At 41.0% G+C, this 14,555-nt stretch carries 12 protein-coding genes, 1 tRNA gene and 1 pseudogene; 8 read left to right on the forward strand and 6 right to left on the reverse strand.

What is annotated here, in order from left to right; translation table 11 throughout:
• Positions 1-101 precede the first annotated feature (101 nt).
• The 4 genes from fbp to opcA all read left to right on the forward strand — a co-directional run bounded on the left by fbp (position 102) and on the right by opcA (position 5,348).
• Positions 102-1,178, forward strand: coding sequence for a class 1 fructose-bisphosphatase (gene fbp, locus ACLFKQ_RS06490; RefSeq protein ID WP_448999022.1), 1,077 nt, complete (start codon positions 102-104; stop codon positions 1,176-1,178).
• 66 nt (positions 1,179-1,244) lie between these two features.
• Positions 1,245-2,156 (forward strand): transaldolase family protein, encoded by a 912-nt coding sequence (locus tag ACLFKQ_RS06495; protein WP_448999023.1) that lies wholly within the window; start codon positions 1,245-1,247, stop codon positions 2,154-2,156.
• 246 nt (positions 2,157-2,402) lie between these two features.
• Positions 2,403-3,932 (forward strand): glucose-6-phosphate dehydrogenase, encoded by a 1,530-nt coding sequence (zwf, locus tag ACLFKQ_RS06500; RefSeq protein ID WP_448999024.1) that lies wholly within the window; start codon positions 2,403-2,405, stop codon positions 3,930-3,932.
• 63 nt (positions 3,933-3,995) lie between these two features.
• The gene (gene opcA / locus ACLFKQ_RS06505; protein WP_448999025.1) at positions 3,996-5,348 is read left to right on the forward strand and encodes a glucose-6-phosphate dehydrogenase assembly protein OpcA; all 1,353 of its coding nucleotides are present in this window, start codon (positions 3,996-3,998) and stop codon (positions 5,346-5,348) included.
• Between the two features lie 117 nt (positions 5,349-5,465).
• On the opposite strand, the pseudogene ACLFKQ_RS06510 reads toward opcA, so the two are convergent.
• A pseudogene (locus ACLFKQ_RS06510) lies at positions 5,466-6,581 on the reverse strand (IS630 family transposase).
• Positions 6,582-6,782: 201 nt separating this feature from the next.
• Positions 6,783-6,935 (reverse strand): helix-turn-helix domain-containing protein, encoded by a 153-nt coding sequence (locus tag ACLFKQ_RS06515; RefSeq protein WP_448999026.1) that lies wholly within the window; start codon positions 6,933-6,935, stop codon positions 6,783-6,785.
• Positions 6,936-7,359: 424 nt separating this feature from the next.
• Between ACLFKQ_RS06515 and ACLFKQ_RS06520 the strand changes: the two genes are divergently transcribed.
• Together ACLFKQ_RS06520 and ACLFKQ_RS06525 are read left to right on the forward strand one after the other, a co-directional pair.
• On the forward strand, positions 7,360-7,713 hold the full coding sequence (locus ACLFKQ_RS06520; protein WP_448999027.1) for a phenylpyruvate tautomerase MIF-related protein: 354 nt from the start codon (positions 7,360-7,362) through the stop codon (positions 7,711-7,713).
• Complete coding sequence (locus tag ACLFKQ_RS06525) at positions 7,667-8,755, forward strand: DUF6282 family protein (protein WP_448999028.1); 1,089 nt, start codon at positions 7,667-7,669, stop codon at positions 8,753-8,755. Before ACLFKQ_RS06520 ends, ACLFKQ_RS06525 begins: the two co-directional genes overlap by 47 nt.
• 687 nt (positions 8,756-9,442) lie before the next feature.
• Here ACLFKQ_RS06525 and ACLFKQ_RS06530 read toward each other — a convergent pair.
• A tRNA-Val gene (locus ACLFKQ_RS06530) sits at positions 9,443-9,514 on the reverse strand.
• A 967-nt stretch (positions 9,515-10,481) separates the two neighbouring features.
• On the opposite strand from ACLFKQ_RS06530, the gene ACLFKQ_RS06535 reads away from it, so the two are divergent.
• Complete coding sequence (locus ACLFKQ_RS06535) at positions 10,482-10,739, forward strand: helix-turn-helix domain-containing protein (RefSeq protein ID WP_448999029.1); 258 nt, start codon at positions 10,482-10,484, stop codon at positions 10,737-10,739.
• Positions 10,740-10,846: 107 nt separating this feature from the next.
• Here ACLFKQ_RS06535 and ACLFKQ_RS06540 read toward each other — a convergent pair whose 3' ends face one another.
• Entirely contained in the window at positions 10,847-11,488 is a 642-nt protein-coding gene (locus tag ACLFKQ_RS06540) for a lysophospholipid acyltransferase family protein (RefSeq protein WP_448999030.1), read from the reverse strand.
• Positions 11,489-11,494: 6 nt separating this feature from the next.
• A complete protein-coding gene (locus tag ACLFKQ_RS06545; RefSeq protein WP_448999031.1) occupies positions 11,495-12,310 on the reverse strand; it encodes a tetratricopeptide repeat protein in 816 nt (271 codons plus the stop codon).
• 230 nt (positions 12,311-12,540) lie between these two features.
• On the opposite strand from ACLFKQ_RS06545, the gene ACLFKQ_RS06550 reads away from it, so the two are divergent.
• On the forward strand, positions 12,541-13,332 hold the full coding sequence (locus ACLFKQ_RS06550; RefSeq protein ID WP_448999032.1) for a hypothetical protein: 792 nt from the start codon (positions 12,541-12,543) through the stop codon (positions 13,330-13,332).
• Between the two features lie 8 nt (positions 13,333-13,340).
• Here the strand turns inward: ACLFKQ_RS06550 and ACLFKQ_RS06555 are convergent, their stop codons facing one another.
• Positions 13,341-14,546 (reverse strand): homocysteine biosynthesis protein, encoded by a 1,206-nt coding sequence (locus ACLFKQ_RS06555; RefSeq protein WP_448999033.1) that lies wholly within the window; start codon positions 14,544-14,546, stop codon positions 13,341-13,343.
• Positions 14,547-14,555 lie beyond the last annotated feature (9 nt).

Consider the following 14,555-nt stretch of genomic DNA (forward strand, 5'->3'; position numbering starts at 1 on the left):
CTCTACTGCCAACAATATAAAGCTAACGCCACCGAATCGTTATCCGTTCTCGAACAGAAACTAAATTGCTTGGCAAATGCTTAGAGAGGTTAATAATTAATATGGCAAATCCAGGGCAAAATATAGTCCCAGAACACAGCTTAGATCGAGATTGTACTACATTATCGCGGCACGTACTGCAACAATTTTCTAGTTTCACCGCAGAAGCCCAAGATATTAGTGCGATTATGAGTCGTCTTGCCCTAGCAGCTAAACTAGTCTCTCGCCGTCTCAGTCGGGCGGGATTATTAGCAGGAGCGTTGGGTTTTACGGGAGAAACCAACGTTCAAGGCGAATCAGTAAAAAAAATGGATATTTATGCCAACGAGGTATTCATCTCGGTATTTAAGCAAAGTGGGCTGGTATGTCGCTTGGCGTCAGAAGAGATGGAAAAGCCTTATTATATTCCCGAAAATTGCCCTATAGGAAAATATACGCTGCTTTACGATCCGATTGATGGTTCTTCTAATGTCGATATCAACCTGAACGTAGGGTCAATTTTTTGCTTACGTCAGCAGCAAGGTGACGATATCGACCAAACCGCAGCAGATCTCCTGCAAAATGGTCACCAACAAATTGCCGCAGGTTACGTTCTTTATGGACCATCTACGATCTTGGTTTATTCTTTAGGCAAGGGAGTACATTCATTTATTCTCGACCCTAGTTTGGGAGAATTCATTTTAGCAGAAGAAAACATCAAAATTCCCTCACACGGTCCAGTTTATAGCGTCAATGAAGGTAACTACTGGCAGTGGGAAGAATCAATTCGGGAATATATTCGTTACGTCCATCGTCATGAAGGCTATACCGCACGTTACAGTGGTGCCTTAGTGGGTGATTTCCATCGGATTCTCTTACAAGGCGGTGTATTTTTATACCCGGGAACGATCGACAAACCCGCAGGAAAATTGAGATTGCTTTATGAATCGGCACCGCTAGCATTTTTGACCGAGCAAGCGGGGGGAAAAGCTAGTACGGGCACGGAAAGTATCTTAGATGTCGTACCAGAAAAAATCCACCAACGATCGCCACTGGTGATTGGTAGTACCGAAGATGTCAACTTAGTAGAGTCTTTTATCCAAGATTGGACTCGTCGCGAATCTGAGTCGGGTAAAGTCCGAGAAACCTCAAAGAAATAACAATTAATAGTACAAAAGTAGCTGGTGCGTAACTTCGATCGATTACAGGAGCAAAAATAAAATATTATGGCTACAGTTAACAATCCAATTTTAGAAATTGGCAATCAGTACGGACAAAGTATCTGGATGGACAACCTCAGCCGCGACATTATCGATTCGGGAGAATTAGAACGGCTAAAGCGCGATCGCGGCATTCGTGGCATTACCTCTAACCCTGACATTTTTGAAAAAGCGATCGCTCGCCCCAACCTGATGATTAAAATTCCCGGTACGCCAGAAGGTTTACCCGCAGTAGAACGAGCGATCGCTGAAGGGATGAGTATCAACGTTACCCTACTGTTTTCCGTACAGAGTTATATCGATACGGCATGGGCTTATATTCGTGGGTTAGAAGCCAGAGGAGCTCAGGGAGAAGATATTAGTAAAATTTCCTCGGTGGCTAGTTTTTCCCTCAGTCGCATCGACAGCAGGATCGATGACTGTATTGACAGTAAATTAGCCGAGGCTAGCGAAGAGGCAAAAACCAAACTTAAAAGCGTTAAAGGAAAAGTTGCGATCGCCAATGCCAAAATTGCCTATCAGAAATACCAAGAAATTTTTGGTAGCGACAGATGGCAAGCTTTAGCGGCAAAAGGAGCAAACGTACAGCGATTGTTGTGGGCGAGCACCAGCACCAAAAATCCCGAATACAGTGATGTCATGTATGTTGACGAGTTAGTGGGAGCAAACACAGTTAACACCCTACCCCCTCAAACTATCGAAGCCTGCGCGGATCATTGCGATCCTGCTAACCGCGTTGAAACCAATCTTGATGAAGCCCATCGAGTTATAGAAACTCTCAAAGATCCCGATGTTAACATCGATCTCGATAAAGTAATGGACGAACTATTAGCAGAAGGTATCGATAAATTCATCAAGCCTTTTGAATCTCTGATGTCTGCTTTAGAATCAAAAGTCAAGCAACTAGCTGCAGTTTAGCATTTACAAAGCTACTAGCAGTTAGTTCTTTGTTAAAAAGCTATAGCAAAAAAATAATTATAATTCGAGGGCTTCAAACTTAACTAGTCAAAAGCCAAAAACAACAAGATAAGCGTTTAGGGGACTGGGAAACAGAAATTGGATACTAGCAAAGTATTCTAATTGAAACTTTTATTACTCGACCTTGTCCCCTAATGAGGGAGAGTTTCGATCGAACAGCAAGAGTTTTAGTAAACATAATCGACAATGGTAGCAATCTTAGAAAATCCCTTAAGAGTAGGACTGCAACTGCAAAGAACTACAGAACCCTCAATTATAGTCATCTTTGGCGCATCGGGCGACTTGACCCAAAGAAAATTAATTCCTGCCATCTATCAACTAAAACAGGAAAATAGTTTAGCCCCAGAGATGACTATTGTCGGAGTAGCTCGCAGAGATTGGAGTCACGACTATTTCCGCGAACATCTACGTCAGGGAATCGACGAATTTAGTGACGGGATCCAAAATGAAGAATTATGGAAAAGTTTTGCAGAAGGCATATTTTACTGTTCGGGCAACATGGACGAACCCGAAAGCTATGAAAAGTTAAAAGCTTTCTTGGCAGAACTCGATGGTAGAAGAGGAACCCGGGGAAATCGGATATTTTATTTAGCAGTATCGCCCAAATTCTTCAAACCAGCCCTAAAACATCTGGGTGAGGCGGGAATGCTTGCCGATCCGTTAAAGCAGCGAATTGTTATCGAAAAACCCTTCGGTAAAGATTTGACTTCGGCACAATCTTTGAACCGTGCCGTTAGAAGAGTTTGCCAAGAAGAACAGGTTTATCGCATCGACCACTATCTGGGTAAAGAAACCGTTCAAAATATTTTGGTTTTCCGTTTTGGTAACGCCATTTTTGAACCTCTGTGGAATCGTCAGTTTGTCGATCACGTCCAGATTACCGTAGCTGAAACTGTCGGGGTGGAAGAACGGGCAGGTTACTACGAAACGTCTGGCGCAATGCGAGATATGTTGCAAAACCACCTCATGCAACTATTTGCCATTACTGCGATGGAACCCCCCAATTCCCTCGATGCCGACAGCATTCGCAACGAAAAAAACAAAGTCTTACAGGCAACTCGCATTGCCGATATTAATAATTTAGAACGGGCAGCAATTCGCGCCCAGTATTCTGAAGGCTGGATGAAAGGGAAGCCGGTTAAAGGCTATCGTCAAGAAGAGGGAGTCAGTCCCGAATCGACTACGCCTACCTTTGTAGCCTTAAAGATGATGGTGGATAACTGGCGGTGGCAAGGAGTACCTTTTTATCTGCGTACTGGCAAACGGATGCCCAAAAAAGTCAGCGAAATTTCGATTCACTTTCGTGAAGTTCCCTTTTTGATTTTTCAATCGGCAGCACAGCAGGCAAGTCCCAACATTCTCAGTATGAGAATTCAACCCAATGAGGGTATAAGCTTAAAGTTTGAAGCCAAAATGCCCGGTCCCGAATTACGGACGCGGACGGTAAATATGGACTTTAGCTATGGTACTTCTTTTGGCATGGCCACTGCCGATGCTTACCACCGCCTGTTACTAGACTGTATGTTAGGCGATCAAACTCTCTTTACCCGCGCCGACGAAGTAGAAGCCGCTTGGCGCATTGTCACGCCAGTACTTAATGCTTGGGAGACCCCCAGCGACCCCAATTTAATGCCTCAGTACGAAGCAGGAACCTGGCAACCACCAGAAGCCGAATTTTTAATCAACCGCGATGGTCGTCGCTGGCGTAGACTTTAAGAAGGAGGGATTAATCCGAGCGCGAGCGACAATTGACAATAAACACTTAACAGTTTACCAATTATGGTTTCTCCAATAGTATCTTTACAAGCACCAAAAGACATATCCATCCAAGAAATTGAAGCCGAACTGCAATCCCTTTGGCAGAGCCAAGGTTTGGATGAAGACGCGAATGCAGTTACTAGAGCCGCAACTTTTAGCCTCATCGTCTACGAACCCGATGGCACGCAACAGTTTCTCGCTTCTCTCGGTTTCTATAGCGGTCCGATCGACGGAATTTCTGGACCTAAAACCAAAGTTGCCATCAAAGCGGCTCAACAGCAATATGGCATGGAAACTACGGGCAAATCTAGCCAGGAACTACTGGAAAGATTACAATCAGAGTTTCAAAAAGTTAAGACTGAAGATAAGCTAACTTCTGAAAATAAAACGGCGGCAATTAACTACAGTCCCGACTCAAGTGTAAATGTTGCCGATGCGATCGCCGCTTCTAATCCTTGTCGTATTATTACTCTGTGTCCGATTTTAGGAGAAGATACGGGAGTTAAAGCTCAGGTGTCTGCCTACTGTCCCGTGAACAAGCGGAGCAGCAATACTCTAGTTTGTTGCGAATATATTACATTAAGTGGTACTACCGAAGCCCTAGAGCGCATCGGTGGCATTATTGAAGCTTTAGCGATCGCTGATTTACCAAAATATCTCTGGTGGAAAGCCGCAGCAACTCCCGATTTACCTCTATTCAAACGCCTAGTTGGCAGCAGCGATACGGTTATTTTTGACTCTAGTGGCTTTATTCATCCCGAAACCGATTTAAAATTATTAGCAGAATTACAAAAGCAAGAAGCTACTCTAGCAGACTTAAACTGGCGCAGGCTAGCACCCTGGCAAGAATTAACTGCTGCAGCTTTCGATCCTCCAGAAAGAAGAGCGGCTATTTATGAAGTAGATAAAGTAACGATCGATTACGAGCTGGGCAATCAAGCACAGGCATTAATGTTCTTGGGTTGGGTTGCCAGTCGCCTTAAGTGGACTCCTGTAGAATATCAGTTAGAAGGAGGAGACTACGATATTCGTCGAGTCAAATTTAGCGACAGCAAACAAAGAGAAATTGAAGCCGAACTTGCGGGAATACCTACTGCCGACTGGGGCGAGATTCCAGGAGATTTAATTAGCTTGCGCCTTAGTTCCAAAAATCTCGATGCTGACTGTTGTACCGTACTCTGTTCAAGCACCACAGGCTGTATGAGAATGGAGGCTGGGGGCGGTGCCCAATCTTGTTATATCGAACAAGTCACTCCCCTGTCCGAACAAAAAACTGAAGCATTACTCGGTCAACAATTACAGCGCACTGGCAGAGAAGTGCTTTATGAAGAAAGTATGTCTGTTACCGCTCAAATACTACAACTAGCTCGTTAGATAGTTAAGTATTCGGCATGAAAGATAACCACAGCGGAGATATAGTTCTTCGCTGTTTTCAGCGTTATATATATAATTGACTAATTTCTTATTGATAATACCAATTCTCAAAAGTAGCTAGAGAGATAGAGCATTTAAAATATATTGCCAACCAGTCAAAGAATGAACAATATTTTCTGATAGAGAGTTTAAAATATTAGCTACTTTAAGCTTGACATCATCTAAAGTATTAAACCATAAATTTTTCAACTGTTGCTTGATGTAGTGCCAAACTCTTTCTATAGGATTAAGTTCAGGGCAATAGGGAGGTTGAAATAATAAGAGCACATTTTCAGGTACTATTAGTTTGTTGGTCGTGTGACAAGAAGCATTATCTAACTGAATAATATGTATTTCCTTACTATACTCTTGAGCAAATTTTTCTAAAAATACTCCCAAACAATTAGAATTAAAATGTGAAAACTCGTAGAAAAAACTTCTCCCTCCAACTGGTTCAACTAATCCATACAAATAATAATAGTTATAATGCCATGGTAAAATCTGTTGTGGCTTTACTCCTTTGAGAGTAATTTTTTTGCCTGATTCTGTTCTAAATCCTAATCTTGTTTCATCTTGAAACCAGTCGATGATATCGCGATTGTCTTCCTGTTTGTCTCTAATGTCATTAATTAAACCTTTGATTCTATCAGGTAAATGAGCTTTGAATACTTCAATTACTCCTGGTTGTTGTTTCTCATGTCTGGGTCGAGTAACTTTGAGTTTACTTTGTAATTCATATCGAACGACTCGATGTATAGTTGCATAACTTATTTCAATATCTTCACAACTAAACAGCGCGGACAGCTTTGCTGTCCTAGTCGTCGTTAGACGACGAGCTGCGCATACGCGCTGCGTTGTACTTCTTGATAACTGTTAAAACCTTCGGGGTCAGATAACTCTTTTTGAAGCTTGGCTACTGTTTCTATCTCTAGTTTTTTTTGGTCTTCCTGTTTTTAGTGGTTCTTCTAGGAGTAAAGATAATCCTCCTGTTTTATACAATTGTAACCAGCGATGAATCGTTGACTCTCCTCTACCTATAATTACTGCTAAATAATTGACATTTTCTACTACCTTAATTTTTAGCAGATATAGGCTTTGTACTTTAGCATATCCTAATCCCGTTTTTTGCCGCTTCATCAGTAACTTTAACTCTTCTACTGATTCGGCTATTTCTATTTTAGGTACTCCAGACATTCGCTAGCATTTTATCTTTTTGTTATTTTACCAAGTCTCTCATTATTTTTGAAAATTGGTATGATAAGCGAACGTAAAAATGGTGGAAGCCAAGGAATCTAGCTTTTAATTACACTAAAAACTCCTTTAACTGGAAGAATAAGGATACACAGAAAAATACTGTAGCGAGCGTTAAGTTATCGAAAAGTTCCAGAAAAAGAATTACCCCGATTCAATCTTGCCTAAACTTAGAGAGTTAATACCTACCTTCTGAGCCAGTTGTTCTTGACTTATTTTTAGACCAATTCTTCTTCGCCTTAGATACTGAGCTAGAGTTTCTCCGCTGTGAGGTAAATGTTCACCATCAATAGTCATTGCCAAAGACTGTACAAATATTTAGGTAAAAGTATTGAAGGGGGTATTAACAAAGGGTTTAGTTCAAGCTGTTGAGGTATAGCTCTAGCTGCTGTCGTGTTAAAGATGCGATCCCACATTGTCCGTGTCTTTGTAATAGCGGTAGTAAGGTCGATTCGTAAAACGCACCGTACTCTTACTTAAATCGGTACGCTCCAAAAATTGTGTAGCTAAACCTGCCAGAGTAATGCTCACGATCTTGTCTGCTTTAGAGTTGAACACAGTTTACTATAAGTTAGTCAGAGTACCTACTTTTACTGTTTCTTAGGAGAGGGCTAAACTAAGGGTGTCAATCTATTAAAATCTCACTTCTTGGTATAATCACTACAATTCAAGCGCGATGATAACTATCGCTCAACGATATCGATCTCAACCTTTTGTTCAAATGCCATTAATTAAAGTTCAGTCATCCGTTTCCCAACCAGAAAAAAGCACTGTAGAAAGTCTGCTCAAGAGTCTTTCTGCCGATTTAGCCAAGCATACGGGGAAACCCGAATCATACATTATGACTGCCTTTGAAGCAGAAGTACCCATGACTTTTGCCGGTAGTTTCGATCCCGTCTGTTACATCGAAATTAAAAGCGTAGGGAAGATGACTTCGGAGCAAACTTCGGCGATGAGTCAGGATTTCTGTCAGAAAATTAGCCAGACTCTGGGAGTACCGACTAAAAGAATTTATATTGAATTTGCCGATGCGCAAGGCTATATGTGGGGTTGGGATAGTTCGACTTTCGGTTAAAAATCTACTGAAAACTTCGACGTTTCGCATTAAGCAACTAGTTGCAACCATCACGATCGCTGTTATTATTGCCTCGAGCTTGGTTCATCTGCCTGTGAGGGCGATAGAAAAAACTAAAAGCATAGGGCAAGCACTAAACACTCGACAATTAGAGGAAACCTCTAACTTATATCGGCTCGAGGGCGCGATCGACTTTCACGTTCATTCAGCACCAGATATTACTCCCCGCAGCGTTGACGATTTCGAGCTAGCTAAGAGAGCTGCAGATGAGGGCATGAAAGCGATCGTCTTAAAAAATCACGTTACTCCCACCGCAGATCGGGCAGTACTAGCGAATAAAATCGTACCTAATATCGAACTGTTTGGAGGAGTGGTACTCAACTATGCCGTTGGTGGCTTGAATCCCGATGCGGTTGAGGTAATGTACGAAATCGGTAAAGGCAAAGGAAAAGTCGTCTGGCTGCCGACTATCGATGCTGATTATCACCGACAGGTGTTCGGTCGACAGCAGCCAGGGATTAAAGTTGCCAGTGCAGGAAAACTCTTACCAGAGACGTTAAAAATTTTAGAATTAGTTGCCAAATACGATTTGGTTTTAGAGACTGGTCATATTTCTCCCGACGAAGTACGACTAGTAGTCCAGCAAGCTCGAGATTTAGGCATTAAGAAGATTTTAATCACTCATGCGATCGCCGATGTTCCTGGTTTATCTCTAGAGCAAATGCAGGAAATGGCAGATTGGGGAGCTTTTTTAGAATTAACCTATGTCAATCATTTAATGGGTAAAGATTCCCCAATTGAAGCACATCGAAACTGGGAACGGGTGTCGATCTCCCAAATGACAGATACAATTAAACTCATCGGTGCAGAACATTTTGTTTTAAGTACGGATTTAGGACGCAGTCTCGATCCCGATCCTGTTGAAGGCTATAAAAAATTTATTAGTGAGTTAAGAGCACGAGGAATATCTGAGGCGGCAATTGAGACTATGAGTCGAACCAATCCAGGAAATCTGCTGGACATAATCAAAGCTTCATACTGACTCTCAGGCATATTAAAACTTGCGATCGCCTCTTGATTATTCTTCACTGATTGTGTAAACCTTCAACTGCCTAGAATCAAGCCAGCCAAAGCTTTCAGTACATAAATACTCACCAAGTCTCAATACAAAATTACTAAGACGTGGCTACAGCTATAGATAAGAATGGAAACAAGTTCACTCCACTCATCAGCTTTTCCTTAGATTATTTCCTCCTGTTTATTTGTAGCGTTCTTTTTTGTATTTCATATTAGTCCAATCGAAAGATTGCGATCGCTCTATTTCTTGGTTAACTGGAAAATCTCAAGTTGGCTTTTGTCCAAAATGCGGTCGCTGGTGTGGTGTAAAGCCATATCAGCTAAATATCCTAGTTATCAACAACAACAAACAGCAAAACGGATACAAAAATGTTGCCAAGAAGTAAAACAAGCTGTACGCAGTCTTCATCAAGCGGGAGAATATCCTAGCGAGGTTCGCGTATCGCAATTAATCTCTCAACCTGGATATTTTAGATATAAGGAAGTCAGAAGATTTTTAAATCAAGCTATACTAGACTACTTGAGAATTTGAAATTCTATTCTAGAGTGGAAGGATAAAATTGCCCAGAGTCAGAGGAAGCATAAAGCTTCCAAAGCGGCAAAGTTATGATTCCTGTCACAAAAACTCTGAAACCTAAATTTTAAAAGTAAATGGGCGATACTGGATTTGAACCAGTGGCATCCTGCTTGTAAGGCAGGCGCTCTACCGCTGAGCTAATCGCCCGAAAAGTATAAACTTAAATTTTATAGTTTATTTGTACCCTGGGGTTTGCATACATATTTGCATACATATTAGTATCTTACATCAAGTTGGCGTTAAAAGCTAGCATTCTAATAGCGGAGAGCAAAAAATTGTCTCCCAGATTTCTAAGACTTTAGTTAGTAGGATTTTTTCCAGCCAGTTACTTACAACCATAAATTAGTTATGGTATGCTATGCGCATAAATTTTAATTTTCAGCTGGTTCAGTTTGAATTATTGCTTAACTTGGAAAGCAGATTGGCTGATAAGAACTGGTAATCTTCAAAATTTAATTCAGTTCACTAGTGATTTTAAGCAAATGAGCTAGCGATCGCCACTTTGAATTGAGTGTTCGATCCGAGCAAAGGTAAAGTTTTGCTTTAAAAATTCAAATAGCTTTATCTAAAATTGAACATTAATCAATGTATTTGGTACTTTGCCTGCTTAATATAAATAGCCTACTAAATTGCAATTTTGTTGCAGTATTTTTATATTATTTTGGGTTTTTAAATTGAAAAAACAGACAGTGAAAAAATTAGCATCGCCTACGATTGTTTGATTTTTAGTTAAATCTGTGAATACGAAAAGAATAAGCATTCAATTTGAAATTATAATTTGCTCTTGAAAAGAATTAAGCTCAAATATTTAAAACATAAATTTGTTGCGCTCTTTATAATTATCTAAATTGTATATTTCAAATGAAGTTGCTTTGGTTTTTTAGGTGTTTTTGCGTATACTACTCTTTTATTGCTATGATATTAATAGTAATATGCAAACAACAAAATCGTAGTAACGTTTTTAGCTACTTTTTTATATATATTTATATATATATTTTTTGATATAAAAACTTATTGAGATTTTGACAATCTTGTAATTGTTGAAATTATATCAATTAGTCGTTTTATCTCTAAAAAACTATTTTATTTAAGCGCTCATTAAAAATCTTAGACTATGACCCGACCTAAGAAGTCTCAACCTCAAACGACAAATTCTCCATTTAAAAAATTTAGATTGGCTGCAAAACTATCTCAAGAACAATTAGCTAGGGAAATAGGGGTAGCAGTTTCGACTATTCGCCGCTGGGAAAAAGGACAGGCCGAACCAACAATGACGGTGGCTCAAATGAGAGCTTTTTGCCAAGCGATAAATCGCAATTTTGAGGAACTACCTAATTCTCTTTTGCCCACAACAGATCGAGTAGATACATAGTTACAGTGAGTTCTAGAGCCAATAAAAGATAATTTAACTCAAGTTAATATTTATTTCTTATAGTTAATCATCTAGGTAAAATTACTGCTCGATAATTTTAGCAAGCCTTATCTTCCCAAACTATGCAGGGAATTAATTACCGTCGCACAGCGGGTAGTTACGAGTTGTAGTTCGTCTTTTTGAGTGGATTGAGGAGGGGCGATCGCATCGCCGATCCGAACCGTAACTGCTACGGGATTAGGTATTGGCGAGTTAGAGTCCAAAATTTTTTCAGTTCCCCACAGACTTACGGGAATTAGAGGAACCCCTGCTTTAGCCGCAATTAACGCCGCTCCTAGCTTAGGATTGACGATGCTAGCATCTTTAGTGCGCGTACCTTGTAAAAAAATTCCTGCAAGCCAACCATTTTCAATTGCCTCGATCGTCATGCGAATCGTGCGGCGATCGCTAGTAGCTCGATTGACCGGATAAGCACCATAAAGTTTAATTAACTGTTTGAGTACGGGTACTTTAAACAACTCTTCTTTTGCCATAAAAGCGACGGGACGACCCATACAGTTAGCAATAATTGGCGGATCGAAATAACTGGCGTGGTTACTGACCACAATTAGTCCTCCCGAACGAGGAATTTTTTCCGCTCCGTAAATTTTTCCCCGAAAATAAGTATTTAACAGCGGACTAACAATCGACCATTTTAAGAGGTGATATAGTACTCTGCTCGAAACAGGTTCTCGTTGTTTGGTTTCCACAACTAATTATTCTTTGGGAGCAGTTTGGTCTAATCGTTTCATTTCTGCACTGATTCGATCTTTATATCGTGCGGGTGCGAGAGTATAAGCAGTTTTTAACATCGGTTTGGCGGCATCAGTTTGCCCCTGTCTTTTAAATACCAAAGCTTTAGCTAGTACGGGGCGAAAATCATTGTCATTATCATTGGCGATTTTATCGTAAATGGAGAGCGCCTCATCGTATCTTTCCCGAGTAGCATATAGTTCTCCTAGAAGTAATTCTACCGAGGTAACGTCGATGGAATCCTTTTTGGTATCACTAGATGCCAATTGGATCGTATCTTGAAGTAAAGCGATCGCTCTTTCTGGTAGATTCTGACTGAGAAATAGATTTGCCATGCCTCTTAATGCCAAAATATCCCCAGGATCGGAAGCTAAAATCTCACGATAAGCCGCCGCTGCACCTTCATTATCGCCAATCTGCTGTTTGGCTTGAGCTAGAAGAACGGAATATTCGCTCTGTTGTGGATGTAGTCGAGCTAATTTTTCTAGAGGTGCGATGGCGTTTTTGAGATCTTTTTGTTCGAGCCTGATATTTATTAGACCTCTTAACGCCGTTTCATTATCGGATTCTCGCTGTAGAACTTTTTCATAGCCGGCAGCTTCAGCTTCTAGTCTGGCTAAATCTATTTCAGAAAATGTAGCAATTTGGCGCTCGCTGGTAGAGTCAAATTTTTCTCCTTCGACAACGCTACCAACGATAGGTAGCGCCGAAAAAATTACTAAAGACAATAACATCAAACCCAAAACCGCATAAAGCCAACTTTTTTGTTTGCCCTGCATAATTTTAACGATCGAATATATTCATATAATTCATATAATAAGCAGATTAGATTAAACTTGTGTTGCATCTTTACTCGACCGACTTTGCTATCGTTTATCCTAAACATGGAAGCTATTTCTGCTTCAATTTTTATCTAGCTATCTGCCTGCGGGCTATTGTAACCTCTATCAGAGTCTGATGTCAGATCTCTTTTACACTCAGCTTAGTAAATCTGCTCTAAGGTTTCCTTATGAATTTGGCTAAAAAAAACTCTCCCAAAAAAATTTCTGCTCCTTCAGATCGAAGCCGAGAATCTCTCGACTCTACCACTCAAGTTAATTTGGAGTCGGAAAATCGGGAACGAAAGCAGCCAATTCCACCTCCTTCTCATCCCAGACAGTATCGGGCAATTGGATTGATTAAGGGTAAATATCAACAAGGCGAACAAATGACCCAGGGAGTCATCGTTACTTCTGAAGGCACAAAAATTGAAGCTGTAGTTTTGGGTCGCGTGATCAGCCTGCTCAAAAATCATCTCGATTTAGAAACCGATCATGTTTGGGTAGTCTATCCTCGAACTAAAGCAGAAGAAGAACGCTTGCACGTCCAGATTGTAGGAGTATGGGAACCTGAAACTTTAGATAAAACTTCGGATTCGGACCATCAAACTAGTCAAGATGCTGATGATGGTTATTTTTCGATTCGAGGAGAGGTAATTTTTTTCTCTAATGAAGAAAAAGTAACTGTGGTAAAAATCAAGCAGTTTCCCCGTAAAGAAGGAGACAAACCAAAATTTTTCAAATTGAAACTCAAGGGAGTTTTAGGAGACAAACCTTTAAAGCGTTTTTGGGATATCAAAGTCCATTTAGAAGGCGAAACTCTAGTAATTGATGAAGGCACGGATTTGGGTTTTGCTCAGAAACGGAAACCCAATAAATACAAGAAAAACCGCAAACAAATTCCCAACAAACCTTTTAAACCTCGTAAACCCAACACTGCCGCGACTAGTCGTCCCATACTGCAAAAAAAACCTAAAAGCTAGATTAAGGATTACTCTAGAGAAATCGATGATTTGCGGAGGTCTTGAGCCACAAACGAGCGATTTTTAGGCAGCGGGGAGATCGGTTCTGTGAGAGTAAATTCTCCTGTTTCAACCCACTGTTTTAACAATTCGGCTATCTGTCGAGAAAGAGCAATACTAGCTAAAGGGGCGACTCTTACTTTCCTGCCTTCGATGGTAATGCGTCCTTGTTTTAGCTCTTCGTAGGTAACTAGACCAAAAGTGGGACGAACCCGCCTGGGAATTGAGAAATCGATTACGGGAGCGACGATATCGCGATCGCTTACCGCACATAGGCGAAGAGTTTCCTTTGATAAGACCGGTATGGGTATTCCTACGCCCAACATCAATGAGGAACCGTAATTTTTGAAATAGCATCCTCTAACCCACCTGGGAGCCATTTGTTTGGCATCGCCAATTAAAGCGACGGTAGCAGCAGGTCCAATAGGAGTGCCATTAGACAAGCGTTTTTGCAGGGGGAAATGCTGCGTTCCTTCCCAAGCAACATAGCCAATACCTCCCCCCAAAAAAACTTTGCTGCCAATTCCCACATGGTTTAAATCGGGATCGTTGAGTAAGGGAGAAATTGCTCCAGGGCAAGAGTAGACCGCATTTCCCAGACGAGGCTGCAAAGGACCGAGATAGGTAAATAGGGGGCGATCGCCGCCATTGACGCCGACAATAAAATTTTGGTATAAGTTGCGGGGATTAAATAAGTAAAACTGATTTACAGTTTCTTTGGTAATAATATTTTCAAATTTAGCTCTGGGATAGCAATCGGTTTGTTGTCCGAGCGCCTTGAGTTGAATTGGCTTACCGGCGACTAAATCCTCAATCACGTGTCCTCCTCCCCGTTGACAAACCGATCTGTTAGAAGAATTGACCTCTATAAGATCGCGATCGAGATCCGGGGTTGCCGTCGCTCCTAGATAGAGATCTACCGCACCAAAGCCGGCATAAGCTGGAACTCCATCGAGCCAACACTGACGAATTTTGATTGGCGGATCCGTATGACCGATATTGATTACCGCTCCCGAAGACTCCATCGGTTCAAAAGTGCCGGTACAGATGACATCCACTTGTTTGTAGACCTGAGATATTCCTCGTTCCCTAACTTTTGCTTTGAGTTCTTCTACCGTCCAGGCTACTGCTTGACGACGGCGAATTTTGTCATTAATTTCGGCGATGGTGACCATGATGATATT

The organism is Myxosarcina sp. GI1(2024) (assembly GCF_053543375.1).